Source organism: Vibrio genomosp. F10 str. ZF-129, assembly GCF_000287055.2.
Classification (GTDB): domain Bacteria; phylum Pseudomonadota; class Gammaproteobacteria; order Enterobacterales; family Vibrionaceae; genus Vibrio.
In genome coordinates, this window is sequence record NZ_AJYQ02000051.1 from 1 (window position 1) to 25,367 (window position 25,367).

General features: G+C 43.2%; 26 protein-coding genes and 1 riboswitch. Of the genes, 7 read left to right on the forward strand and 19 right to left on the reverse strand.

Annotated features, from left to right (window positions below; all coding sequences use genetic code 11):
• Window positions 1–392 precede the first annotated feature (392 nt).
• The gene (locus A1QO_RS05960) at window positions 393–845 is read left to right on the forward strand and encodes an RNA recognition motif domain-containing protein (RefSeq protein WP_017036881.1); all 453 of its coding nucleotides are present in this window, start codon (window positions 393–395) and stop codon (window positions 843–845) included.
• Here the strand turns inward: A1QO_RS05960 and murI are convergent.
• Genes murI through A1QO_RS05975 form a run of 3 tightly spaced genes read right to left on the reverse strand, consistent with a single transcriptional unit; the run spans window position 808 to window position 4,190 of the window.
• A complete protein-coding gene (gene murI / locus A1QO_RS05965) occupies window positions 808–1,608 on the reverse strand; it encodes a glutamate racemase (RefSeq protein ID WP_017036880.1) in 801 nt (266 codons plus the stop codon). The genes A1QO_RS05960 and murI overlap by 38 nt on opposite strands.
• A gap of 30 nt (window positions 1,609–1,638) precedes the next feature.
• Window positions 1,639–2,325, reverse strand: coding sequence for a hypothetical protein (locus tag A1QO_RS05970; protein ID WP_017041706.1), 687 nt, complete (start codon window positions 2,323–2,325; stop codon window positions 1,639–1,641).
• Between the two features lie 47 nt (window positions 2,326–2,372).
• On the reverse strand, window positions 2,373–4,190 hold the full coding sequence (locus A1QO_RS05975; protein WP_017036878.1) for a TonB-dependent receptor domain-containing protein: 1,818 nt from the start codon (window positions 4,188–4,190) through the stop codon (window positions 2,373–2,375).
• A gap of 55 nt (window positions 4,191–4,245) precedes the next feature.
• Window positions 4,246–4,446, reverse strand: a riboswitch (cobalamin riboswitch).
• A gap of 157 nt (window positions 4,447–4,603) precedes the next feature.
• On the opposite strand from A1QO_RS05975, the gene trmA reads away from it, so the two are divergent.
• On the forward strand, window positions 4,604–5,713 hold the full coding sequence (trmA, locus tag A1QO_RS05980) for a tRNA (uridine(54)-C5)-methyltransferase TrmA (RefSeq protein WP_026027091.1): 1,110 nt from the start codon (window positions 4,604–4,606) through the stop codon (window positions 5,711–5,713).
• 108 nt (window positions 5,714–5,821) lie between these two features.
• Here the strand turns inward: trmA and A1QO_RS05985 are convergent, their stop codons facing one another.
• Together A1QO_RS05985 and fabR are read right to left on the reverse strand one after the other, a co-directional pair.
• Window positions 5,822–6,211, reverse strand: a complete 390-nt coding sequence (locus A1QO_RS05985; protein WP_017036876.1) for a YijD family membrane protein — start codon at window positions 6,209–6,211, stop codon at window positions 5,822–5,824.
• Window positions 6,211–6,852, reverse strand: a complete 642-nt coding sequence (gene fabR / locus A1QO_RS05990; protein ID WP_017036875.1) for an HTH-type transcriptional repressor FabR — start codon at window positions 6,850–6,852, stop codon at window positions 6,211–6,213. The genes A1QO_RS05985 and fabR overlap by 1 nt, the downstream gene beginning before the upstream one ends.
• A 309-nt stretch (window positions 6,853–7,161) precedes the next feature.
• On the opposite strand from fabR, the gene sthA reads away from it, so the two are divergent.
• Entirely contained in the window at window positions 7,162–8,562 is a 1,401-nt protein-coding gene (sthA, locus tag A1QO_RS05995) for a Si-specific NAD(P)(+) transhydrogenase (protein ID WP_017041707.1), read from the forward strand.
• A gap of 99 nt (window positions 8,563–8,661) precedes the next feature.
• Here the strand turns inward: sthA and dinF are convergent, their stop codons facing one another.
• The 3 genes from dinF to lexA all read right to left on the reverse strand — a co-directional run bounded on the left by dinF (window position 8,662) and on the right by lexA (window position 11,629).
• Entirely contained in the window at window positions 8,662–10,041 is a 1,380-nt protein-coding gene (gene dinF, locus A1QO_RS06000) for an MATE family efflux transporter DinF (RefSeq protein ID WP_017041708.1), read from the reverse strand.
• Between the two features lie 36 nt (window positions 10,042–10,077).
• Window positions 10,078–10,890, reverse strand: a complete 813-nt coding sequence (locus A1QO_RS06005; protein WP_017036872.1) for a class I SAM-dependent methyltransferase — start codon at window positions 10,888–10,890, stop codon at window positions 10,078–10,080.
• Window positions 10,891–11,011: 121 nt separating this feature from the next.
• Window positions 11,012–11,629 carry a transcriptional repressor LexA gene (gene lexA / locus A1QO_RS06010; protein WP_026026694.1) on the reverse strand — a complete coding sequence of 206 codons (618 nt, stop codon included), beginning with the start codon at window positions 11,627–11,629 and terminating at the stop codon, window positions 11,012–11,014.
• A gap of 337 nt (window positions 11,630–11,966) precedes the next feature.
• Between lexA and plsB the strand changes: the two genes are divergently transcribed.
• Window positions 11,967–14,393 carry a glycerol-3-phosphate 1-O-acyltransferase PlsB gene (gene plsB, locus A1QO_RS06015; protein ID WP_017036871.1) on the forward strand — a complete coding sequence of 809 codons (2,427 nt, stop codon included), beginning with the start codon at window positions 11,967–11,969 and terminating at the stop codon, window positions 14,391–14,393.
• Window positions 14,394–14,540: 147 nt separating this feature from the next.
• On the opposite strand, the gene ubiA is transcribed toward plsB, so the two are convergent.
• Together ubiA and A1QO_RS06025 are read right to left on the reverse strand one after the other, a co-directional pair.
• Window positions 14,541–15,407, reverse strand: coding sequence for a 4-hydroxybenzoate octaprenyltransferase (gene ubiA / locus A1QO_RS06020; protein WP_017036870.1), 867 nt, complete (start codon window positions 15,405–15,407; stop codon window positions 14,541–14,543).
• On the reverse strand, window positions 15,404–15,946 hold the full coding sequence (locus tag A1QO_RS06025) for a chorismate lyase (RefSeq protein WP_017036869.1): 543 nt from the start codon (window positions 15,944–15,946) through the stop codon (window positions 15,404–15,406). Before A1QO_RS06025 ends, ubiA begins: the two co-directional genes overlap by 4 nt.
• A 162-nt stretch (window positions 15,947–16,108) precedes the next feature.
• On the opposite strand from A1QO_RS06025, the gene A1QO_RS06030 reads away from it, so the two are divergent.
• Window positions 16,109–16,516, forward strand: a complete 408-nt coding sequence (locus tag A1QO_RS06030; RefSeq protein WP_017036868.1) for a flagellar basal body-associated protein FliL — start codon at window positions 16,109–16,111, stop codon at window positions 16,514–16,516.
• Between the two features lie 97 nt (window positions 16,517–16,613).
• Here the strand turns inward: A1QO_RS06030 and glpG are convergent, their stop codons facing one another.
• From glpG to ftsY, 6 genes are all read right to left on the reverse strand, one after another.
• Window positions 16,614–17,456, reverse strand: a complete 843-nt coding sequence (gene glpG / locus A1QO_RS06035) for a rhomboid family intramembrane serine protease GlpG (protein ID WP_026027092.1) — start codon at window positions 17,454–17,456, stop codon at window positions 16,614–16,616.
• Between the two features lie 135 nt (window positions 17,457–17,591).
• A complete protein-coding gene (gene glpE / locus A1QO_RS06040) occupies window positions 17,592–17,909 on the reverse strand; it encodes a thiosulfate sulfurtransferase GlpE (RefSeq protein WP_017036866.1) in 318 nt (105 codons plus the stop codon).
• 414 nt (window positions 17,910–18,323) lie between these two features.
• The gene (gene rpoH, locus A1QO_RS06045) at window positions 18,324–19,181 is read right to left on the reverse strand and encodes an RNA polymerase sigma factor RpoH (protein ID WP_017036865.1); all 858 of its coding nucleotides are present in this window, start codon (window positions 19,179–19,181) and stop codon (window positions 18,324–18,326) included.
• A 167-nt stretch (window positions 19,182–19,348) separates the two neighbouring features.
• Window positions 19,349–20,317 (reverse strand): permease-like cell division protein FtsX, encoded by a 969-nt coding sequence (gene ftsX, locus A1QO_RS06050; protein ID WP_017036864.1) that lies wholly within the window; start codon window positions 20,315–20,317, stop codon window positions 19,349–19,351.
• Window positions 20,307–20,981, reverse strand: a complete 675-nt coding sequence (gene ftsE / locus A1QO_RS06055) for a cell division ATP-binding protein FtsE (protein WP_017036863.1) — start codon at window positions 20,979–20,981, stop codon at window positions 20,307–20,309. Before ftsE ends, ftsX begins: the two co-directional genes overlap by 11 nt.
• Window positions 20,982–21,029: 48 nt before the next feature.
• On the reverse strand, window positions 21,030–22,310 hold the full coding sequence (gene ftsY / locus A1QO_RS06060; protein ID WP_017041709.1) for a signal recognition particle-docking protein FtsY: 1,281 nt from the start codon (window positions 22,308–22,310) through the stop codon (window positions 21,030–21,032).
• 200 nt (window positions 22,311–22,510) lie between these two features.
• Between ftsY and rsmD the strand changes: the two genes are divergently transcribed.
• Both rsmD and A1QO_RS06070 read left to right on the forward strand, forming a co-directional pair.
• Entirely contained in the window at window positions 22,511–23,110 is a 600-nt protein-coding gene (gene rsmD, locus A1QO_RS06065) for a 16S rRNA (guanine(966)-N(2))-methyltransferase RsmD (RefSeq protein ID WP_017038500.1), read from the forward strand.
• Window positions 23,111–23,169: 59 nt separating this feature from the next.
• Window positions 23,170–23,460: a DUF1145 domain-containing protein gene (locus A1QO_RS06070; RefSeq protein WP_017036860.1), complete on the forward strand. Its 291-nt coding sequence runs from the start codon at window positions 23,170–23,172 to the stop codon at window positions 23,458–23,460.
• 163 nt (window positions 23,461–23,623) lie between these two features.
• On the opposite strand, the gene A1QO_RS06075 is transcribed toward A1QO_RS06070, so the two are convergent.
• The 3 genes from A1QO_RS06075 to A1QO_RS06085 form a co-directional block, all read right to left on the reverse strand.
• Window positions 23,624–24,217: a YhgN family NAAT transporter gene (locus A1QO_RS06075; RefSeq protein WP_017036859.1), complete on the reverse strand. Its 594-nt coding sequence runs from the start codon at window positions 24,215–24,217 to the stop codon at window positions 23,624–23,626.
• Window positions 24,218–24,320: 103 nt separating this feature from the next.
• Window positions 24,321–24,557 carry a YecH family metal-binding protein gene (locus A1QO_RS06080; protein ID WP_017038501.1) on the reverse strand — a complete coding sequence of 79 codons (237 nt, stop codon included), beginning with the start codon at window positions 24,555–24,557 and terminating at the stop codon, window positions 24,321–24,323.
• A gap of 36 nt (window positions 24,558–24,593) precedes the next feature.
• The gene (locus tag A1QO_RS06085; RefSeq protein WP_017036857.1) at window positions 24,594–25,217 is read right to left on the reverse strand and encodes a lysoplasmalogenase; all 624 of its coding nucleotides are present in this window, start codon (window positions 25,215–25,217) and stop codon (window positions 24,594–24,596) included.
• Between the last annotated feature and the right edge of the window lie 150 nt (window positions 25,218–25,367).

Sequence of the window (25,367 nt, forward strand, 5' to 3'; positions counted from 1 at the left end):
GATTGATAGGTTTAAATTGTTAAAGAGCGTCTAGCTTTCGTTCGTTTCCGTCAGTAGCTAGGGGTGCGTATAATACGCTTTGAATCTTTGGAGTCAAGAGTTAATTTCAAACTCTTTTCCTCTACTGAGCACTCGATGTGATGTTTCTCTCATTCCGTGTCAGTGAGGCGGCATTATAGAGAGGATTAATTTTATGACAAGGTTTTTTTATAAAATAAAATTCGTTCGCTTAAAAAGCCACCAGCCTCACTAATATTGAATAAAATTTCAACATTTGAGTCATGTCACATCATTATATTGGTAAAATTCAACACATGTACGTAAGATTCATGTGTCTATTTTGTTAACGATAGACGTAACTCTCTCTTATTAATTGAAATGTAGTATTCAATATGAACTCTAATAAATCGATCTTAATGGTAGTCGCCGTTGCAGTTATTGGCTCTGTCATCCTTTATCTAGTAGATATTCCATCTATATTCGCCTTCCTTATCGGTGTTTGTGCTTCTGCTCTTATCTTTAAACCTTCTAACACTGACACGGAAATTTCTGAAACTTCTTCTCCTTCAACACAAACTCTTTATGTAGGCAACTTACCTTATAAAGCAAATGAAGCACATGTTAGGGAACTTTTTTCTAAGCATGGTGAGGTTTTTGCCGTACGCCTAATGAAAGACAAGCGCACGGGTAAACGCCGAGGGTTTGGTTTTGTGGTTGTGGCATCAAGCGATGTTAATTCAACTATCGACGCACTCAACGACCAAGATTACATGCAACGTACTTTGAAAGTCAGAGTAGCAAACGATCCTAAACACCCTGAAAACGAAGACATTGGACAGGACTAAACCCAAGTTCTTTTAATGCAGTATTTAGTGCGCTTTCATCTAATGGCGGCGCACTACTCCAAACCTCTTGCTGACCTTCATAGCTATTTCCAGTTTCTACATTCAACAGTGACTTCAACCTTCTAGCAATAGCTTCTCCTGAATCCACTAAGATAACGCTATTACCTAGCACTTGGGCTATTTCCTGCTTAATCAGAGGAAAATGGGTGCAGCCTAGAACAGCCACATCGATATGCCCAATGAGTGGGGCAATGATTTGCGCCAACGCCTCCAAATTGACTTCTTTTCCTCTGAGTTTTGTTTCTGCCATTTCCACCAGTAACGTGGAACCTAACATCTCAACACGAGTGTCACTTGAAAAGCTTCGAACAAGATCCTTTGTATATTCGCGAGTAATGGTTGCAGGTGTAGCAATAAGCCCTACTGCTTTTTTCGCCAATAAGGAAGCTGGTTTAATGGCCGGAACGACGCCAACGACGGGAATTACTAATTTTTTTCTTAATGCGGGTAGGACGATGGTGCTTGCTGTGTTGCAAGCGATAACAACCGCATCGACATGGTGGTTTTCTACAAAGTTCGATATCAGCGTGTCGACTCTCTCAATGAGTACCTCTTGAGTGAGCTCCCCATAGGGATAAGCCTCATTGTCAAAAAGATACGTACAATTTACTTGTGGCAAGAGAGTTTTGATTTCTTGATAGACAGATAGCCCGCCAACACCGGAATCAAAAATAAGGACTGCAGGATGGTTTTGATTCAACACACGATAGATTCCTAAATTCGAACCCGATGATCATACCTGCTCTTTCCGATTTGGCAATGCGATTGCGTTATACCTTTGATAGCTGAATCGCTCATCGTGATCAATGTGTTGCAATTCGAGCTCAATTCTTCCGCTAAAGCAGGGCGCCTCTGTGACTAATGTATGGAACTCCCCATTTTCACCACAAGGATCGATGCTTTGAGGTAAATCTTCCAAAAACGTTTCGTTATAGATTCGCCCGCAAAAATCTCTAGAAAGACGCTCGCCATCAATCGTGATTAACGACGTTACTATGTTTCTTTGAATAATTTCTTGAGCCAGTAATTGAGATGAATCCCCCATTAATGGGAAAACACATTGCCATCCTTGTGGTTCTATATAACTTCTGCGGTATTCCGCAATACCATTACAGAACATATCACCAAAGGCGACTGCCTCGATCGACAGTTTGGATTCTTTTAGGCCATTAATCACCGTACTTTGGTAAATGTCGTTGCTAGGAAATACGCAAGGCAGCTCGATAGTAATTAATGGCAAACCGATTAAATCTGCCTGCATTTGGACAACATCTAGAGGTGTTGCCTGAAACGGAACGTCGTTATTTACATGAGTTGTATATAAGGCAACAACTTGATACTTAGGATTTTCTAGAAGGCGTAATAAAGTCAGTGTTGAATCCTTTCCGCTCGACCAGCTTATGACTACGTTCTTTTTCATATGAAGTTACCCAGCAATAAAAAACCGCCCGAAGGCGGCTTAAGCATTTAGAATTGATACGTTAGGTTTGCGAAGTATCTGCGTTCTGGGGCATTGTAACCCAAACTAGTTTGGTACTTCTCATTCGTTAAGTTATCAATACGGCCACGGATCACTAGCTCAGATGAAATCCAATACCCTAGTGATACATCCCATAGACTGACGGACGGTAAAATATTTTCTGGGCTGTACGTTTCATTAGGGTTGCCCAACCTATCCCCTGTATAGGTATAAATTAAATTCACATCGAAATCTTGGTAAGAAGCATCCATTAACCACTTGTAATTTTGATCTGCGCGCTTTGCTAACTTATTACCTTTTGAATCTTTATGATCTTTAAATTCCGCGGTTACAGTATGATTAACGATCCATGTTTGAAAACGACCGGTAATCTCTAGGCCTTGTAATTCAGCATCCACATTTTGTGGGTACCACCAAGGGCTACCTTGATACCAAATAATAAGATTATCGACTTCATTATCATATGCTGTAACGTCTAGACTGAAGATATCGAAATCGCCTGTGTATCCAATTTCTCGATTATTCGCTTCTTCCGGTTTCAAATCAGGGTTCGTTGTCAAATCAGAGTAACTCGGGGCTTTGAATGATGTACCAGCCGTCGCCCTAACTGAATGAGCAGACGTTAAATGGTAACGCGCTCCGATTGACCAAGTGGTGTGATTATCATAGGTGTCATGTTTATCATTACGAACGCTACCTGCTAGGTGGAGATCACCAAAATTCATATCAGTAGAAGCATACGCGCCCGTTGTATCCCTAGATTCTCCCGCTAGTTTATCTGGTGAACCGTAGGATAAAGCATCATCATTTAACTTTTCTCTTCGCCAATCAGCACCAGCGCCTATTGAAACATTTTCAGAAATATCGTATTGATTTAAGAATTGTAGATTAGTGAGATCTATTGTCTTTTTACTACTCGCATTATCTTTCCCATCAGCTTGGGAATAATCAAGACTTTCAATGGATTGCTGATTTGCTCTTAGTATTGAATTTAAGCTGTTGCCTACATACGCTAACTCACCAGTAATGCTCAAATTTTCAGTGTAGCCATACTTTTTACCGAATGAGTCATACTCAGCTAAGCTGTCGTACCAACGCACTGATGCTGTGCCGGTCAATTGTTCATTAATATCTTGAGAATAAGCAGCGAATAAATTTTGACTTTCATAGCCATAATTCAAATCGGTTGCTGGATCCTTAATGTCATAACCATCCGTTTCTTCAAAGCCACCCGCTAACTTTAATGTACCGCCATGAGCAAACGTTCTAGTTGTAGCAAAGTTCGCTTCTTTTTGAGCATCACTGCCTGCACCAACAGAAACTGTTGTCGATTCCGAAGTGTCACCCGAAGCCGTAATAACGTTAATCACACCAGCAATAGCGTCTGACCCATAAAGCGCTCCACCAGAACCGCGAATAACTTCAACCCTTTCGATAATTCCTACAGGGATATGATTAAAACTAATGCCACCAGCAGCAGAATCGATTCGAATCCCATCGATGAGAAAAAGAACCTGGTCACTGTTGTAACCTCTCATAAAGACTGAGGCATTGTGGCCACGCCCACCATTTTGAGAAACCTCAATCCCTGGAACTCTTTTAAGAACATCGACTAAGGATTTGGCTTGAGTGACTTCAATTTCTTGTTTCGAAATCACGGTTGTCGATGCGATAACATCGCTTAGTGGCTGCTCAAAACGGTTTGCCGTCACAACCATGGTCTCATCGACTTGTTGTTCTGCATAAGAAAGAGAGGCGTGCGTGGTTAGCGATGCTACAGCGATCGCTAGAATAGATTTGTTCATTATGTTGTTTGTCCTAAATCGCGAAAATCCTTCCGAGCATTGATATCATTATCAAATGTGTTTCTCGGCTACTGGCAGGTATTCGGACTTAAGAGCATGGTTTTCACCGCCTAGTACTCGACTTCCCATACTTTCTAGTACAGTGTCTGATGAGCCTTCGTTCTCTTTTACCGCTGCGCGTCAGTTCTGGATTTACACCAGATTCCCTTTTCAGCCATCTATACATCTAAATGGCACCAGTTCGGTGAGGATATTATTCGTCTCTCTGAGTTTTGTCTAGATAAAGATAACCATAAGCTATAGTTTTATGGACTATAAACACCACAAGGCTCATTCATCACTGGACATGTGGTTTAGATTGAATAAAATCTGCGCTCTTTCTTAGAATGCACCGTACCGATAAAGGCAATACCATGGCGAGTCTTGATGTAAACCCTGAACACTATCAACAACAATTGGCCGAAAAGACAGAACGCCTTACCCAAATGTTTGCACCGTATAACGTGCCTGATCTGGAAGTCTTTGAGTCACCGGATCAACACTACCGTATGCGCGCAGAGTTTCGTGTTTGGCACCAAGGCGAAGACATGTACTACGTGATGTTCAATCAAGAAACCAAGGAAAAATATCGCGTTGATCAATTTCCCGCAGCCAGTCGCTTAATCAATGATTTAATGCCTTTGCTGATTGATGCTATGAAAGGAAATGAAGCGCTGCGTCATAAGTTATTTCAGGTGGACTTTCTTTCAACACTCAGCGGTGAAATTTTGGTTTCACTGCTCTACCACCGTCAACTCGATGATGCTTGGACAGAACAAGCCAAAGCACTCAAGCAACGTTTGAATGATGAAGGGTTTAATCTCAACCTTATCGGCCGAGCTCGTAAGATGAAAATCGTATTAGATCGCGATTATGTTATCGAGAAGCTCGATGTAAACGGCCAAAGTTATATTTACCAACAGGTTGAAAACAGTTTCACTCAGCCTAACGGAAAGGTCGCTGAGAAAATGTTGGAATGGGCGACAGACTGCACCCAAGACAGTCACGGCGATCTTCTCGAACTTTATTGTGGTAACGGTAACTTCTCACTGGCTCTTGCTAAAAACTTTGAACGTGTTCTTGCAACCGAGCTTGCTATGCCTTCGGTTGTCTCTGCTCAATACAACATTGCCGCAAATGACATCGATAATGTGCAAATCATTCGCATGTCAGCCGAAGATTTTACAGAAGCTATGCAAGGTAAACGCGAGTTTCGTCGTTTAAAACAAGCCAACGTCGATCTCAGTAGCTATAACTGCAATACCATCTTCGTTGATCCCCCTCGTTCAGGGATGGATGTTGATACGTGTAAAATGGTGCAAGGCTATGAGCGTATCCTTTATATCTCATGTAACCCAGAAACCTTAAAAGAGAATCTCGATATTCTTAGCCAAACACATAACGTGACGCGTTTTGCTCTGTTCGATCAGTTTCCTTACACCCACCACATGGAAGCGGGTGTGTTACTGGAACGCAAAGCATAGATTCCGTTCATGGATCCGGCGGGTTTTCGCCTGATATAAAAAAACGAGCCGTTTGGCTCGTTTTTTTATAACTCTCAAATATAAGTCTAAAAACTTCTGTCTAAAAATCTAAGTTGGCTTACCAATAAAGCCCAGTTTTTTACCTATCCAAAGCATGAGTAACATCACCACGACAATGGCAAACAAGTTAGAACCGGCATCTGGGTGTTGTGCTTTCACAAAGGCAGAGTGACCAAACCCACCCACAAAGAAACACGCTAAACCGACCAATGGGATATCTTCTGAGACTGGGTGGCGCAGATATTCTTGATAGAGTGCCTGTACCGATAATACGAGCGCAATGATCGGGAAAATAGAAAAGCTCACTTCGCTCATCGTCATCCAAGACAACAATGCATCACCGCACATGCCTGCAACCAGCGCTAATACTAACGTTTTTCGTTCTGAGCCGCGGTCTAAGTGAACACCCGGCTCCATTCCATTTTCTGAATTTGACATTAATCCTCCCTGCTTTTTGTTCGCTTTCTCTCTCGCTCTTTGCGATACCAGAATGCCCCTTTTGCAATCATTCTTAGCTGCATAATCAAACGTTCAGCAAGCTCATCTCGTTCACGTGCCGACAAATCCAGCACTTCAGCACCGGAGCTAAAGACCAACGTCACCGATGCTTGCGCTTGAGTCTGTGCTTCTTCTTTGCTCATTCCAGTACTGGTTAAATATTCGGTTAGCTCTGCCGCGAAATGTTCAATTTCTCTGGCAACGGCAGTACGAAAATCAAAAGATGTTCCCGAACGCTCTCTTAATAATAAACGAAAAACATTGGGGCTACTTTCAATAAATTCCATAAATGTTTCAACCGAAGTGCGAATCACGCTTCCTTCGGTTGCAATCCGCTGACGAGCTTGTCGCATCAACTGACGGAGCAACAAGCCGCCCTCATCGACCATGGTTAAGCCTAACTCATCCATATCTTTAAAATGACGATAAAAGGACGTAGGCGCGATACCGGCTTCTCGAGCAACTTCTCTTAAACTTAAATTAGAAAAACTTCTATCAGCACTCAACTGACTGAATGCCGCGTCAATCAGTGATCGGCGAGTTTTCTCTTTTTGCTGTGCGCGAATTCCTAGCGATTTCATGATTGGACTACTTTGGTCATTATCTTATCCACCTTACTATAACGCGAAGCGACGTTACTCATAAACCCAATATTCAACTAAAATCTTACGTCGCCAGGAAAGGTATCCTTACTCATAAACCTCTGAGTATCAATAACCTCGTAGGGCATCTTATAAAATAAAGTGTATAAGCGACGCCATTCTCATGCTGTTTTTAGATCTACGTCCGTGATCTCTTCGACCCTCTAGTATCGAATATATTTACCTATCTGTAATATGCGTTAAAATCTCGCTACAGCAATGTAAAAAAATATAACAAGGAAGAGATCTATGACGCAGAGCAACCACTTTGATGTAATTGTTATCGGTAGTGGCCCTGGTGGTGAAGGTGCAGCTATGGGATTAACTAAAGCGGGGCTCAATGTCGCTATCATAGAAAAAGAGAGCAGTGTCGGTGGGGGTTGTACACACTGGGGAACCATCCCATCTAAAGCCCTTCGACATGCCGTAAGTCGCATTATTGAGTTCAATAGTAATCCCCTCTTTTGCCACAACAACAGCAGCATTCATTCGACCTTCTCTAATATTTTAAACCATGCTAAGTCTGTGATCGATAAGCAAACTCGGCTTAGACAAGGCTTCTACGACAGAAATGATTGTACCTTAATTTTTGGTACGGCAGAGTTCTCAGGTGAGCATTCCGTCAATGTGACTCAAGCTGATGGTACCGTCGAAACATACACCGCCGATAAATTTGTCATCGCGACTGGCTCGCGCCCATACCAACCGAGTGATGTCGACTTTACCCATCAACGTATTTATGACAGCGATTCAATTTTAAGCCTAGAGCACGACCCTCGCCATATCATCATTTACGGTGCTGGCGTTATTGGTTGTGAATATGCTTCCATCTTTAGAGGGCTTGGCGTTAAAACCGATCTGATAAACACCCGTGACCGCCTGTTGTCTTTTCTGGACAATGAAACGTCTGATGCCCTCTCATATCACTTCTGGAATAGCGGTGTTGTGATCCGAAATGACGAGACATTCGAGAAAATTGAACCTACCGACGATGGTGTCATTGTTCATCTTGAGTCTGGAAAGAAAATGCGCGCCGATTGTTTACTGTATGCCAATGGCCGAACGGGCAATACGGATAAATTGAATTTAGACGCAGTTGGCTTAGCGGCGGATTCTCGTGGCCAAGTTTCGGTAAACAGCAATTACCAAACCAGTATTAACCATGTCTATGCGGTCGGGGATGTTATTGGTTATCCAAGCCTAGCGAGCGCGGCCTATGATCAAGGCCGATTTGTGGCCCAAGCGATTACGCAAGGACAAGCTTCTGGATATTTAATTGAAGATATTCCAACAGGCATTTATACCATTCCAGAAATCAGTTCTGTGGGTAAAACCGAGCAAGAGCTTACCGCAGCGAAAGTGCCGTATGAAGTCGGTAGAGCCTCGTTCAAGCATCTCGCTCGAGCTCAAATTGCAGGAAAAGATATCGGTAGCTTAAAAATACTCTTCCACCGAGAGACAAAAGCCATTTTGGGTATTCATTGTTTTGGTGAGCGTGCTGCTGAAATTATCCACATTGGACAGGCAATTATGGAACAGAAGGGGCCTGCCAATACCATTGAATACTTCGTCAATACGACATTCAATTACCCGACAATGGCTGAAGCATACCGTGTGGCTGCGCTTAACGGGTTGAATCGATTGTTTTAGCCTTATGTGTAAATCTCTCAAAACATGTCACGTCACTAAAGCCAATGACGGTTGCGAATAGCAGAGACTAGAAACAGAAACAAAGTAAAACCGCAGATCTTATTCTGCGGTTTTTTGATTTAAGAACACACCTTGACGCCATTGAACGATAAACACAATCCCTAAACCCAGCCCCCTCATCGCCATAAAACTCAACATGGATAACCACAGTGCATGGTTACCCAACTCTTTGGTTAAATAAAACACCGCAAAGAAAAAACACGTCGCGACGAACATGCTGTTACGCATTTCCTTCCCTTTTGTCGCACCAATAAAAATGCCATCAAACAAGAAGCACCACATAGCAATGAATGGCATCGCAATTAACCAGGGTAAGTAGATATGAGCGTTATCTTTGACGCTTGGGATATCGGTGATCAAACGGATCAGAGCCGATCCAAAGAGAGAAAAAACAAGGGTCAACGCTATGCAAATGATCAAACTCCAAAAAAAGGTCCCGATCAGTGACTGATTGAGTTCTTCTTTATTTTTGGCACCAATCGCTTTCCCCACCATGGCTTCCATGGCGTAAGCAAAGCCATCCATCCCGTAAGAGATCATCATCAAGAAGCTCATGAGCACCGCATTAGCAGCTACAACATCATCACCAAAACTTGCGCCTTGAAAAGTCATAAAACTGAATGTCGCTTGAAGACACAGCGAACGTAGAAAAATATCTCGATTTAACTTAACAAAGCGGCCAATGTTATTGCCACTCTTTGACAGGATGGATCGAGGAGACGGTAAATGACGAGCACACCAAGTTCGATAAACACACCATAGACCGAAAGCCAATCCCATGTAGTCCGCAATAACAGAAGCGAGAGCCGCGCCTTCGACTTTCCAATCAAAAACGATGACAAATAAGACATCGAGTAAGATGTTCGTCAAGTTAGCAATGATCACCATCCACATTGGCGCCTTGGCATTTTGAGTACCCAGTAGCCAACCTAAAATCACAAAGTTAGCTAAAGCGGCCGGGGCACTCCAAGCTCGAATAGAAAAGTACTTCTGGCCATAGTGTTTCACCTCGTCACTGGCACTGCTTAATGAAAAAATCAAGTCCGCCAAACTGCCGTGCACGAGTAAAAAGACGGCGGAAAGCCCAAAGGCCATCATGACGCCTTGAATAAGCACCAACGCCAGTTGTTGCTTATCATCCGCGCCATAAGATTGTGCGGTAAGCCCAGTGGTCGACATTCGTAAAAAACCGAGCAACCAAAACGTCACACTGATCATGGTGCCGCCCAATGCCACACCACCTAGATACCAAGCATGCTCTAAGTGGCCAATAACGGCGGCGTCGACTAATCCAAGAAGAGGAACGGTAATATTAGAAAGCACCATGGGAATGGCGAGTAATAACACTCTCTTGTGAAGAGACAGGTTATTTAGGCTTTTATAAAGAGTACTTAACGTTTGAATCGATTGGGAAATCACAGTCACCTCACTTATAGAGAGTGAAGTGTAACTGGATCACCAACGAAGCTGAACGACTACCGGGGTTAATCTCTGCTTAAGTGACGGGAATTTCGTGATACAGCGCTGCCAAAACTTCCAGCGACTGCAGTTTTTGTCTAATGGCGACAAGATATTTACCGACTGTGCCCACGGTAAATAATTCAGTATCGATTCACCTGGATGATCATACCCATGCGCATACGTGCCAGACCCGAGTTTTCTTCCTAAATGCGTTGACGTTTTATCCCCAGCTATCACCAAGCACGCGGTTGCACTATCAAAATGACGCCCTAACGCTTGAACAAACTTGGCAACATGGGAATGGCTAAGATCAAGTAAAGCGTGCTCACAGACAATCATCACATTAGCGTGGTTAGGAATCGGCAGTTGATCAAGCCACTGCACATCGTCGACACTGCCACAATGATGCAAATAGCGTTCGCTCTTATGAAAAAGCTTCTCACGCCACAGCAAGTTCTCGGTAATATCGAGCTCTACCCAATGACAAAGTCCATCATCAACGCGATAAAATCGAGTATCTAAGCCTGCTCCAACATTAATGATCCAAGCATCTGGGCTACGCTTAATGAATGCGTTAACTTGTAGGTCACAAAGTTGAGTGAGAGTCGCATGAAGCAGCTGCTTTTGATCGATATCACCAGATAAACACTCAGGAGATAATTGGCAGTAACGACAAGCATTAGCCGCAATTGGATCATAAACAAGGCCATCATCAACAAAGCTTTCACGGCTACGCAGCCATAATGGTTGGAGCAAATCGGTGGGGATTTGATAGCGTCGTTTTGAAGAGGGGGATGTAAGAGGCATTATCATCTTCCTTATGAACCCAGAAAGAAGATGATAATGAATATCATTTAAACTTACAAGCTATTGAGAGTATCGCCAGGCAATTTCTCAAATCGGATACAGGAACCGGCTCAGTAAGAGGTTACATCCAGTCGGTATTTCGAATGATTCCGACGGCAATACCCTCAATGGCTAAGTGCTGCACGGTCAAATCCACTTCAATCGGAGAAAATTCTTCATTTTCAGCATGAAGCAGTACCGTTGCGCCTTTGCGCTCTAAACGCTTAACCGTGACATCATCATCCACTCGCGCAACGACAACTTGGCCATCTCGTACATCTTGAGTTTTGTGCACCGCTAATAAATCGCCATCCATGATACCAATATCTTTCATACTTTCGCCGTTAACACGAAGCAGAAAATCAGCTTGTGGTTTAAACATGCTGGCATCGACTTTATAGTGCGTTTCGACATGTTCCTGAGCCAGAATCGGTTCGCCAGCCGCTACCTGGCCGATAAGTGGCAAACCTTCTTCCTCATTCGCAGCGTCTAATAAAATGCGTATACCACGCGAAGCTCCGGGGATAATTTCTATCGCTTGCTTGCGAGCGAGCGCTTTTAAATGTTCTTCTGCGGCATTAGCAGAACGGAACCCCAATTCACGCGCAATTTCAGCGCGAGTCGGTGGCATTCCATGATCGTCAATTTTACGTTTGATGAGATCAAATACTTCTTGTTGGCGTGCAGTCAACGGCTTCATAAGTCACCTGTCTTTTTATACAGTTAACTGTGAGTATATCCAGTAAGTCATAAAATGAAAAGATAATTGACTGTTTTTTAAATCTTTCATGTTTGCATCTCAATCCATAGCAGCTTTATCTTGTACTTCCGTTCACTTTTTAAAGCATTCATCCATCAAAATTTCGCAATAATATGACCAAGAGACCTACAATATAATTAAAAGGTTAGACCAGTTTCTGTTATCCTTGCCGCTCTTTTAAGTAACCTGCTTAGGCGACTTTCCACTTCGCGTTACAATAACAAATGACTGGAAATTCGCTTATGCTTATTTGAAACACAAGAGGCTATGAACCTTTATGTCTTCAGGACAATCGCTAGCACGAACATTACTTAAGTTACCTTTATCTATTTTGGTAAAAGGGACGGCAATTCCTTCAAGCCCTATTGACGATCATAATATTGATATCGACAAGCCGATTGTTTATGCGCTGCCATTTCGCTCCAGTGTTGATCTCCTGACCTTGCAAAAACATGCTCTAGAGCTTGGTCTACCCGACCCACTGAGCCCGGTCATGATTAATGGTCAATCATTCCCTCGTTATGTTTTCACCTCGTCACGGCCAACATTAGTTCAGCGTAATCAAGACGTACCCAACACGTCGATCTCATTGTTTTCGTCACTGCTTGAGCTCCACCAATTTGATAGTAATCTCGATGTTCAAATTATTCCTACAACCGTATTGTGGGGCAGAAAACCGGGGAAAGAAGAGCACACAAAACCATATCTTCAGGCGTTAAATGGCCCCGAAAAAGCAGCGGCCGTTATTCTTTCAGGTCGGGACTGTCTGGTCCGTTTCAGCCCTGTCGTGTCGCTTCGTTACATGGCAGACTCTCACGGTACGGATGCCTCCATCGCTCATAAACTCGCGCGAGTGGCGCGTATTCACTTCTCTCGCCAAAAGCTTGCTGCCTCCGGTCCAGATCTCCCTAACCGTCAGGCCCTATTTCAACGGTTGCTCAACTCTCAAGCGATTGAAAAAGCGATTGAAGAAGAAGCCAAAGCCAAGAATATTCCAATCGAAAAAGCACGCAAAGAAGCGCATGCGATTATGGAAGAAGTCGCGGCGAATTTTTCCTACTCTCTGATCAAGTTAGGTCAACGTACTCTTCGCTGGCTGTGGAATCGTATCTATCAAGGGCTCAATATTTCCAATGCCTCGACGATAAGAAAACTGGCACAAGACGGCCATGAGATTGTTTACGTCCCATGTCACCGTAGCCACATGGATTACTTGCTGCTTTCTTATGTGCTTTACAATGAAGGCATGGTGCCGCCTCATATTGCTGCGGGTATTAACCTCAATTTTTTCCCTGCTGGGCCAATTTTCAGACGCGGTGGTGCTTTCTTTATTCGCCGCAGTTTTAAAGGCAATAAACTTTATTCTACCGTTTTCCGCGAGTATCTTGCTGAGCTGTTCAGTAAAGGCTATTCCGTTGAATACTTCAGTGAAGGCGGACGTTCACGTACTGGTCGTTTGCTGCAAGCGAAAACCGGTATGCTTGCGATGACGATTCAAGCAATGCTTCGTGGCTTAAACCGTCCTGTAACGTTAGTGCCTGTTTACATCGGTTATGAACACGTTATGGAAGTCAGCACTTACGCTAAAGAGCTTCGAGGCAAAGACAAAGAGAAAGAAAACGCAGGCCAAGTGCTACGCACTATTCGTAAGTTGCGAAATTTTGGTAAAGGCTACGTTAACTTTGGTGAGCCGATTCCTCTGAATCAATACCTTAACGAACATGCCCCTGAGTGGACACAAGATATTGACCCACTCGGTGGAAGTAAGCCACAGTGGATAAACCCGGTTGTGGGTAAACTTGCCAATAAGATGATGACGAACATCAATGACGCTGCGGCAGCGAATGCGCTCACGCTTTGCGCGACTGCATTGTTGGCATCGCGTCAAAGAGCATTATCTCGAGACAGTTTAATCAATCAAATAGACAGCTACCTATCGCTTTTAAAGAACGTTCCTTATTCTTCAACGTTCACAATGCCTTCAGAAAGCGCAGAAGAATTAGTTAGCCATGCGGAATCGTTGGATAAGTTTGTCATTGATAGCGACAGCATGGGTAGTATTGTGTCACTCGATCGCCATCAGTCGGTATTAATGACTTACTACAGGAACAATATCATTCACCTATTTGCGATTCCGTCATTGATTGCACAGCTACTGGTCCGTAATCAGCAGCTATCTGTCGCAAGCATTCAAAGCAAAGTCGCGCAAATATACCCATTCTTAAAACAAGAACTCTTTTTGAGCATTGAAGATGAAAAGCTGGCGGATGTAGTGAATAACTACATTGCAGAGTTATCGCGCCAAGGCCATATTTGTATTGAAGGCGATAACGTTGCCATCAACCAAGCAAACACTCAAGTACTGGTGCTGCTTGGCCAAACAATTGCCGAAACCTTACAACGTTATGCCATTGCCTTAAACTTGCTTTCAGAAGACCCTGAACTGGGTAAAGCCGATCTAGAAAAGAAAAGCCAAGACATCGCCCAACGACTGGGTCGATTACACGGTATTAATGCCCCTGAGTTTTTTGATAAAGGCGTTTTTTCAAGCATGTTTAACACACTTAAACAGCAAGCTTACCTGGATAAGAATGGCGAGTGTGACCAAGGAAAAAGCAAAGAGTTGGCCCAACTGCTCTACACCATGCTTTATCCTGAGGTTGAACTGACCATTAAAGAGAGCGTCTATCAGGCCAACCATTAAAGGCCTAGTCCTCCCTAGGATTCAATTTGTTTAGCTCAGACTAAAAAGGCATCCGATTGGATGCCTTTTTCTATTTACTTAGAAAGATAGCCTACAGAAGCTCATGGTATGACTCGATGTGGTCTGAATGATGACTTGATTGAGTACTTACTTGATTAGAAATCCAAGTAATAGCCCAATGGTGATGACCATACCAACGTAATTATTATTCAGGAATGCTTGAAAGCAATGCGGCCTTGAGCGATGGCGAATCAAATGTTGTTGGAAGACGAACAACGCACCCACAATGAGCAAGCTCCAGTAAAAACCACTACTGAGCGCATATTTATCACCCAATAGCATCAACATAATGAGCGTACATAATTGTAAAGCACCAATGATCATTTTATCAAAACGGTCAAAGAGAATGGCTGTCGACTTAATACCAATTTTCACATCATCATCTCGATCAACCATTGCATATTGAGTGTCATAGGCAATGGTCCAAACCGCGTTAATCGCAAATAGATACCAAACCATCATCGGTAATTCATTGGTTTGCGCCGCCCACGCCATAGGTATGGCCCAGCTAAAAGCAAGCCCAAGAAACAGTTGAGGAAGATGAGTATAACGTTTCATAAATGGGTAAATGAAAGCGAGAAGAATACCAACAAAAGACAGTTTCACAGTCAGAGGATTCATGGTTAATACCAGAAGAAAAGAGACCACCGCCAAAACAACGAATAGCCCAATCGCCTCTTTGCTCGACACATCACCCGCCGGTAACGGACGATATTGAGTGCGCTCCACATGACCATCAACATGGCGATCAGCAAAGTCATTGATCACACATCCCGCAGAACGCATGAGCACCACACCTAAAGTAAACACCACAGCCACATCCCAGCGAGGGAGGCCTTCAGCCGCAACAACCAAAGACCATAGCGTTGGCCAAAGCAACAGCAATGAACCTATCGGTCGGTCCATTCGCATTAGCTGCCAGTACGATCTTACTTTAATATTTACCGAACTCATTTGTTGTTCTCTTCAAAATAAACCGGAGAAGCGGGTAAAAATAACTCCGCCACCAACATCGGTTTATTGTTCATCCATAATCGAGAGCGCCTAGCTAAAAAACGTCCCTGCTCAGTATCAGCCCACCCGACTTGTAAAGCGTCTCGTTGAACATTATGAGTACTGAATACGGTCAACCCAAGCGGTATTTCACCTTGCTCGGTTAAGTCATATTGTTGCTTAGCAATCGAGGTACTCGGTATCAAGGTTCGGCCAAGAACCCAAGGTACGCCATCCCCTTTTAGGACCACCTTACGCAATAAGCACGGATCTAAAGATAAAAGATCGATTTCTTGCTGATTTAATCGCTCAGCTTTCACTATACGGTTGTGCAATAAGTCTACACTTAAGTCGTCACAATGGCGTTCGAGCAGGCGAGACAATGACCCGAGTTCCAACAACCAATCTCGAGATTGTTGAGACGGAAAGTCAAAACCTGTGGGATCCTGCCAATTTACTTCAAGTAAAGCAGATAGATAGAGCGAAGTTGATAGATTCATACTAGTATTCAATTATTAGCTTTAACATCGTAGAATAAAGCGGCAAAGATTGGTCAAACCAACCGAGAAATGCAAAATGCATTTCATTACATATAGATACTCTATTGTAACAAGACTCTGTTGTTACGAGTATCATCATTATAAGAAAGAAAAGTCATTAATATGCTTAAACGTTACCTAGCCCAAATATTTACTATTTTTACTCTTCTCATTTCGTTACCAAGTTATGCAGAAGAAGAAAAAGCACCGCAGCTGGCTTATTTCACACTCGAGCCGGATCTCACCACTAATTTTTATACCAAAGGTAAAAACCTTGGCTATATCCAAGTGCGCATCGATATTATGGTCGCCAGTGCGGCAGACCTACCGATCGTAGAGCTGCACCAACCTTTGATCCGCGATGCGGTTATTGAGTTACTCGGACAGCAATCTGAAGATACAGTAAAATCGTTAGCCGGAAGAGAAGATTTAAGAAAAGTGCTGGTAGAGAAGCTGAATGCGATTTTACTTCCAGAAACAGGGCGAACCATCATTGCTGATCTCTTATTCACCAAATACCTGTATCAATAGAGACGGTATCAACAAGAGCCGTATCAATAAAAACCATCCCAATAAAATAAAAGGCTTACGCGTATAGCGAAAGCCTTTTTACAACTAAACTAAACTCTTACTGCATGTTGCGGAACTTCTTATTACTCGCATCAAGTAACCCCACAAGCACACCGGACAGTAAACCCACTAAGTGCGCCGTGTTGGCAATCGCCATATAAGGCTGAACAAACCCGAGAACGAGCCAAACCAGCATAAAACCGATCAACGGCTTAGGCATACTTAACCCAAGCTGAGGGACTTTTGTCCCGATCACCCATAAATACCCAACCAGAGCATAAACCACACCAGACAGACCGCCAAAGTTTGCTCCCTCGACAAAGTACTGCCCTGCGCCAGAAAGCGCGGCCGACACAGCAAAAAGCTGCAACAACTTACGTGACCCTAACCGTTTTTCAATATCCCCACCAAGTTGCCACCACCACAAGACATTAAAAACAATGTGCATGGCTGAAAAATGAAGAATGGCATGAGTGAACCAACGCCAAACCTGGATCTGTTGACTCGGTTCAGCAGGGAAATGCAACAAAGAAAAGAGACGATTTTGTAATCCAAACTGGAGTAGGACAAACACCACCATGCAGACACTCATCCCAATTAAGGTCACAGGACCCGCTTTGGCCTTAATCATGCCAATAAAACTGGGCGTATTATAAGAGAATACACTGGTGCGAGTTTCTGCCATTGTCCAAGACGCGGCCTGATATTTCTTATCGGTTGGATCACTCAAAAAGTGCTGAAGTTCAGCTTCGACTTCCACCTGATGTTGTTCATCAAGCAACCACAATGCGAATTGGCCTTCCCCTTCCGGCATCATCCGAACTTCTATTTGCCTTGAAGCCAGATAATCAATAAAAGCTTGAGCCGCTCTTGGGTTACTTATTGTCAATAATCGGACCATGGACTACCTACCACTTACTAAAAAATGAATAATCTAACCATTTCACCTATAGAATACTTTGCACTCACACAAGGTTGCCACAAATAATATGGCCATGGCTTTATACAGCCATTGATTCATAATCTGGTGCGGCTTCTATTGTGTCGTCGGTAAACCTGCTCTTCGCCACGCTTCTATTCCGCCATCAATGCTATACACATCAGTAAAGCCTTGGTTAACCAAGTACTGAGCAACACCCTGGCTGCTAATGCCGTGGTAGCACATGACCATGATCGGTTGCTCGAACTCAACCTCATTCATAAACTCAACAATCGTATCGTTACTTAAAGAGAATGCTCCAGCCACATGCCCTTGAGCAAATGACTGGCTGTCGCGAGTATCAACAAGAATGGCACTTGATTGCTCTAAATACGCTTGCGCTTGTTCGATATTAATCGTTTGAAATACGTCCAATTTGATACCCTTTTTATCTTAGTTTCATGACGGGTAATTGTAACCTATCCATAGCCTGATAAGTACCAACAAGCTGTATGGTTATCCACTCGGTACAAATAGGTTCAAGATTGTGCATAAGTCTGTGGATTGCGTTGATAACGTGGTTTTGGATCTTTCGATCCACTATATATAGTATTGATCTTTATTTATATGTGAATAAATAGAAAAGTATCCCCATCAGGTTTTTACTCATGAAGCCTTTGTTTACCCCACTTTCTGACAGGTGTTAAATAATCTTTGCACAGAGTTACCCACAGGCAATGCTTTGCGTGAAGCTCATTTAGGGATCATAGATACAAAAAAGCCGAGATCGTTTGATCTCGGCTTTTTTTAATTCAATAGTCTGACTGGCTGTTCGTTTTATCTAGATAATTAAAACTCACCCACTGCGGCTTTCAGCTTTTTCATCGCATTCTTTTCTAGCTGACGAATTCGCTCGGCAGAAACACTGTACACTTCCGCTAATTCTTGCAATGTGGTTTTGTTGTCGTCTAACCAACGGGAACGCACAATATGCTGACTACGTTCATCTAAAGTCGCCAATGCTAAACCTAGTCGATTATTAGTATGAGCCTCCCAATTGTCGGCTTCAACATTATCCGCCAGGTCTGAGGACTGGTCTTCTAAATAGAGAACAGGCGCAGTATAAGAGTGGCCACTTTCATCATCATCATTTGGCATTTCAAACGTTGAATCTTGTGCAGCCAGGCGGGATTCCATCTCTCGTACTTCTGAAGGCTCAACACCTAGCTCACGAGCAACCGTTTCGACTTCGCCGTTATTAAACCAACCTAAACGCTTTTTCGATTTACGCAAATTGAAAAACAATTTACGTTGTGCTTTGGTCGTTGCAATCTTAACAATACGCCAGTTACGCAGTACGTACTCATGAATCTCAGCTTTAATCCAATGCACGGCAAAAGAGACGAGACGAACACCCACTTCAGGATTAAAACGTTTTACGGCTTTCATCAAGCCAATATTGCCTTCTTGAACAAGATCGGCCATTGGCAAGCCATAACCGGAGTACCCACGAGCAACGTGAACAACAAATCTCAGGTGCGACAATATAAGACCTTTTGCGGCCTCAAGTTCACCTTTGTAGTGTAATCTTTCAGCGAGTTCGCGCTCTTCTTCCGCAGTCAGCATTGGATAGCTGTGTGCTGAACGAATATAACTGTCTAAGCTATCTTGCGATACGACTGCCATCGAATACGTTTTAGTTGTCATTCAATTCCTCATCAATCTCTGATCTGGATTATGGTTTTACCCCAACTGACTTGAACCGAAGATGAACAGCTTTCAAGCAGGGGATAATTATTATGCACAAACGAATAAGTGTTACAAGTCAAAATAGCACACACTTTCATTTCTACCTAGGTTACGACACTTGCCGCCTAAACTGGTTCAATTTCTTTTAAATGACGCTGTGCCGATACTTTTGCTGCAGCGCAACCCAGAATGAGACCGAGTATAATGAGCAATAGAGATTCGTCCCAGCTAAGTCCAATTAATCTAAAGTGGCTATCATACAGCATGGCCAAGTCTTCAACGGTACCATTAAGTAAAATGGTAATGAGCGCAGTCAAAATCCACGCGCATAACGCCCCTAATAAGCCAAACCACATCCCCGAATACACATACGGACGTAAAATAAAACTGTTGGTTGCACCAATTAACTTCATCGTTTGAATTTCATCTTTATTAGCCAACACATTGAAACGCAATGTATTGCCAACGATCAGAAAAACCGAAGAAAGCATAAGTAATGACAACGCTATCACAATAACACTGATGAGCGCCTGAATCGCATCCAAACGAACCAGCCAGTCTTCATCAAGTCGAATATCCGTTATTTCTTGTTGGGCTTTAAGGCTACCAACAAGAGCTTTAATGAGATCGTTATCATCCTCACTCGGGGTAATAATCAACACACTTGGCAGCGAATAGTCATCCAATAGGCTTATCGCTTGTTCAAACCCAGCGTACTGGCTAAGATCATCAAGCCCCTGCTGGGAAGAGATGTAATCGACCTTCGCCACATTATCACGACTTTCTATTTCATCTTTTAGCACCATAATCCGAGCTTCGGGTGTCTGCTCAGCAAGGTATGCGCTTATCTGGGAAGGGCTTACCGCCGTATCCGCTACCGCTGCTATGTTTTTGCCTAACAGATACAAACACGAAGGCATCGCCAGTGCCATTGAAATGACCGCCAAGGTGAGCAGGTTACCAAGAGGGCGTACCCACAACTCAGCAAACGAGCGCTTGGCTTGATTTAAATGAGACTGGAAAAAGCCGATGGTTTTAAAGGGGCTTTGGACTCGTTTTTTTGCCGATTTTTTATTGCGAACATTACCGCCCATAGTCTGAGACCTCACTTAAAAAGCCTTGATTCAGCTCTAAATGCCGATATTGAGGTCGAGTATTCACTAAACCGATATCATGAGTCGCCAGCAATATCGTCACACCCGCTCGGTTAAACTCTTCCAATAATCTCAATACACGATTCGATAATTCAGGATCGAGGTTACCGGTGGGCTCATCGGCCAATAATAAAGTAGGACGATTCACAACAGCACGCGCAATGCCAACACGCTGCTGCTCACCACCAGACAGTTGACTAGGTAAGCAACGGGCTTTATCTAGAAGGTCTGTTTTATCTAATGCTGCACTCACTCGACGTTTAATGTCGTGCTCTGAGATCGATTCAATGCGCATAGGAAGTGCTACGTTATCAAACACACTTCTGTCCATTAGTAGCCGGTGATCTTGGAAAACAATGCCAATATTACGGCGTAAAAAAGGAATATCTTTATTTGGGATACGAGTGATATCGTGACCATTAAAACTGACTTTTCCATCTGTTGGTCGTTCAATCGCACAAATGAGTTTCAGCAAGGTACTTTTTCCCGCACCTGAATGCCCACCCAAAAAGGCCATTTCACCTCTTTTTAGGTGAAAGTCTACTTTCTGTAGCGCTTGACGGCCGCCTCGATACGCTTTGCTAACTTGCTGAAAACTGATCACCTACTCTTCCTCTTACTTTCTGAAGTCCATGACGATAATAAACAACGACTACTCTTCTCGACTAAACAGTGCTTCAACAAATTCTTCGGTTTTAAATGGACGAAGATCATCGATACCTTCGCCAACGCCAATGTAACGAATTGGAATTTGGAACTGATCGGCAATCGCAAAGATAACCCCGCCTTTTGCCGTACCATCTAATTTAGTTAACGTGATGCCTGTGACTGGCGCGACATCGCTAAATAGTTTCGCTTGGCTAATGGCATTTTGACCCGTACCAGCGTCAAGAGTCAGCATAATTTCGTGAGGTGCGGAATCATCGATCTTTTTCATCACACGAACAATTTTACGCAGCTCTTCCATCAAGTTCGCTTTGTTTTGCAAACGGCCAGCCGTGTCAGCGATAACCACATCAACACCACGCGCTTTTGCCGCTTCAATCGCATCATAAATAACAGAAGCACTATCAGCACCCGTATGCTGAGCAATGACAGGGACGTTGTTACGCTCACCCCAAACTTGCAACTGTTCAACCGCGGCGGCACGGAACGTATCCCCAGCAGCCAGCATGACTTTCTTGCCTTCATTTTGGAACTGTTTAGCCAGCTTACCTATCGTCGTTGTTTTACCGACACCATTCACACCGACCATTAATATGACGTAAGGGGTTTTGGTCGTATCGACTTCTAATGGTTTATCCACCGTTGATAAGATCTCTGACATCTCTTCTTTAAGCAGCCCGTAAAGTGCTTCACCGTCTTTTAAATCCTGACGAGAGGCCTTTTCCGTTAAGCTATCAATGATTTTAACCGTCGTTGTCATACCCACATCGGCGATCAAAAGCTGTTCTTCTAACTCTTCGAACAACTCATCATCAATTTGTTTGCCTTTGAATAAACCGAAGAAACCTGCGCCAATATTGGCTTTGGTTCGGCTTAAGCTGCGCTTCAAACGAGCGAAGAAGCTTTCTGTCGGTTTTTCTTGTTCTTCTATTCTTACTTCTTCTGCTTCTGCTTCTGCTTCTGCTTCTGCTTCTGCTAGGACAGGAGGGTCAACCTCGACTGCCAATTCAATATCTTGCACTTCATTTAATGACGTGTCTTGTATCGATGTCTCTTCAGTCTTTTGCTCTACAAGTTCTGTATTTTCTGGTCCTGCTCTATCAGATTCAACAGCAATCTCGGTTTCAGCTGTTATGTCTGCTTCAGCTGTGGACTCTTGTACCGATCTAGTCTCATCTTGCTGTTCTGATTTTGGTGTATCTTTTGTTTGCTCTTCATCACCGAAGCCAAGCCAAGAGAGTAAGCCGCGTTTCTTTTTTTCCGTCATCTGAGGACATCCTAGATCTACTAAACTAACAACAACACTTTTCTGTAGAATTATCCTTACTACAGAAAAGAAAATGACAAAGCAGTGAAAAATCTTTCATTAGATTGATACACTCTGTCATTATAAAATTCAGATTACACCCTAACGATATATTTAGAGTAGCGGTGTATAGTAACACTTAATTAGCGGTCAAAAAATCTATGGTAAGACGTCGTCAGCAAAACACATCACAAAAAAAGCCTTCCGGGGGCTTTGTTCGTATTATCACAGGCCTATGGAGAGGAAGAAAATTACCCGTTCATGACCTGGAAGGGCTAAGACCAACAACAGACAGAGTAAAAGAAACTGTTTTTAATTGGCTTGCTCAAGATGTGCCACAAGCTAAGTGTCTCGATCTCTTCGCAGGATCGGGGGGGCTAGGCTTTGAAGCCGCCTCTCGTCAAGCGGGCTCAGTAACGCTGATTGAACTGAACAATCAGGCATACAAACAGCTGAAAACCAATGCAGAGCTGCTCAAAGCGGATAACATTGAAGTCGTTAACAGCGATAGTTTGGTCTACTTGAAACAAGCGGGAACACCGTTTGACATCGTTTTCATTGATCCGCCGTTCAGAAAAGGGCTATTAGCAGAAGCGATTGTGTTACTTGAACAGAATAACTGGCTCAGTGATGACGCACTCATTTATGTTGAAACAGAAAAAGAGCTGACTTTGGAAGGGATACCCGAGCATTGGCATACCCACAGAGAAAAGACAACAGGACAAGTCAGCTACAGGCTGTTTACTAGACTAGAGCGGTAACCAGTGGTCATGCCAATCAATCGTGAATAAGTCGAAAGAATAATGAAAAGGAGTAGGTTATGAATGGGGGAATCATCATCGCCAAGGCGGTTATTGCAATGGTATGGGGAGTGTTGGCATACAATGTCTTTGTGCCCTTTCATTACCCATTAAATTTAGTGCTCCATATCATCATGGGTTTTCTATTTTTTACTCATATTCTACAAACGGTGATTTTCTCTGCGGCGTTTTCAAAACAACTCAGTTTAAGCTGGGGAGATAGGTTATCAATCCTGGTTTTTGGGGTATGCGCGTTAATCGACATCCGCAATAAACGTATGTTACCTGACAGCCAAAACCCACAGCCTTGATATTGATTAACTTGAATTTTAATGGATTTAGTCCGTTTTTATTGGAAAGACATAAGCCTTCCATGCGCCAACCTAATTCAAGATGAAACACATGCCCAACAAAAAAGCCGCTTCAACTGATGAGCGGCTTTTATTGTCATAAATTCAATTGATCCAATGAGCGTTATCCGGCGACAGCCATGTAACCTTTGATTCCATTCAAGAACATTTGAGTTGAAATCATAACCAGCAGTAACCCCATCAATCGCTCAATCGCTTTTAGCCCTCGTTCACCAAGGATTCGGTGGAAGAAGCCATAGAACATTAAGATAATGAACGTCGCCCCCCACGCTAGCATAACCGCGGCAGAAAGCTCTAATAGATTATCTGGGTACTGACTGGAAAGTAAAAGTAGTGCAGCAATGACTGAGGGCCCTGCAATCATTGGAATAGCCATAGGAACAATAAACGGCTCTTCTCCAGCGGCTAGGCCTGTAATACTTCCTGCACTTGGGAATATCATCTTAATGGCGATAATAAACAATATGATTCCGCCTGAAATGCTGAGCGTTTCCGGTTCAACCTGCAAGAAGTTCATAATGCTTTGACCTGCAAATAAGAAGGTCATCAAAATCACGAGAGCAAACATCAACTCTCTGAATAACACTTTACGACGTCGTTTAGGATCTAAGTGTTTGAGTATAGAGAGAACGATAGGAAGATTGCCTAATGGATCCATGATCAAAAACAACATGGTCGCGGCAGATAAAATTTCCATAACAAGCAATCCGGTTAAAAAGAGTTGGCGCAGTATAACGACTTCAACGCCCTTAAGAAACCGGATTTAGATAACAATAATAGGTAGATGCAATGTCGAAAAATTAGTGGCTACAAACACGCTCGGCATTCAGCGACCATACGCCATCTTTTACCCATACTTTTTCTCTTCGCTGAAAGAATTCCAGCAGCGCATCAAGTTCAAAACCAGTCTGACTACAAGTACGAAACGTAACATCATTTCCGTATTCCTTAGCAACCGCTTCTCGTAACGCCTCTTCCGTCATTGCATTTTCACGGAGCATATTAAGCACAGCATGCGCGTGGATTTCGTTAGACATTGGAACTACCTACATAACCGTTAAGTGAATGACGCATTATACAATAGCAGAAGCGGTAATCAGAGAGTACGCAAGTAAATAAGCACCAGAAACCACATATCTCCCACCTAAAATAGGACGTCGATAATCATGAATAGCTAAAAGACCTGCCGATAGAATAAGGACTAAAGAACCAATAAAGCCGAATAAACTCAACATTGATGACTGCAATAGCCAAACAGCCCCTGCAGCCCAAGCTAATTGAACAAGTACCAACCCCATCAGTGTCACAGGGAAAATCAAGCGATCAATCTGAGGAAGTAACAGGAAAAAAGCCAACAAGCCACTGGCCAACAAAAAGGCCGGCAACCACCACTCAATGCCACCCGATAATTGAACCCAAAACGACTTACTTAAACATATTTGTGCAACCAAAAAGCAGGTAAAGCAGACTCGGTGATAACGCTTAAGCAGATACAAGGAATCCCCTAGCATTGAAATGCCAAGCCCAAGAGAGATCCAAAGCTGAACTGGAGTCAATTCCGCGTTCTTTTGAAACAAAATGATCAATAAAAAGAGAAAACTCACCGCTCGAAAAGCTATCGCTTGCGTATTTTTACTATTTTCATTTGCTGAAATACTCACAAAGCCCGCCAGAGCGACAGACATCCAACTCCACATACCACCACCTCTTTTTATTACGCCGCCAGTTTAGGCGTGTAACAGGTGATGTCTAGGAGTGTATGACAAAAATTGGATCTCGATTGTGATTCCTTTGTAACGCGTTTTTACGGCGGTCACTACCTACCATTATCCTGATTCAGTGGTTCT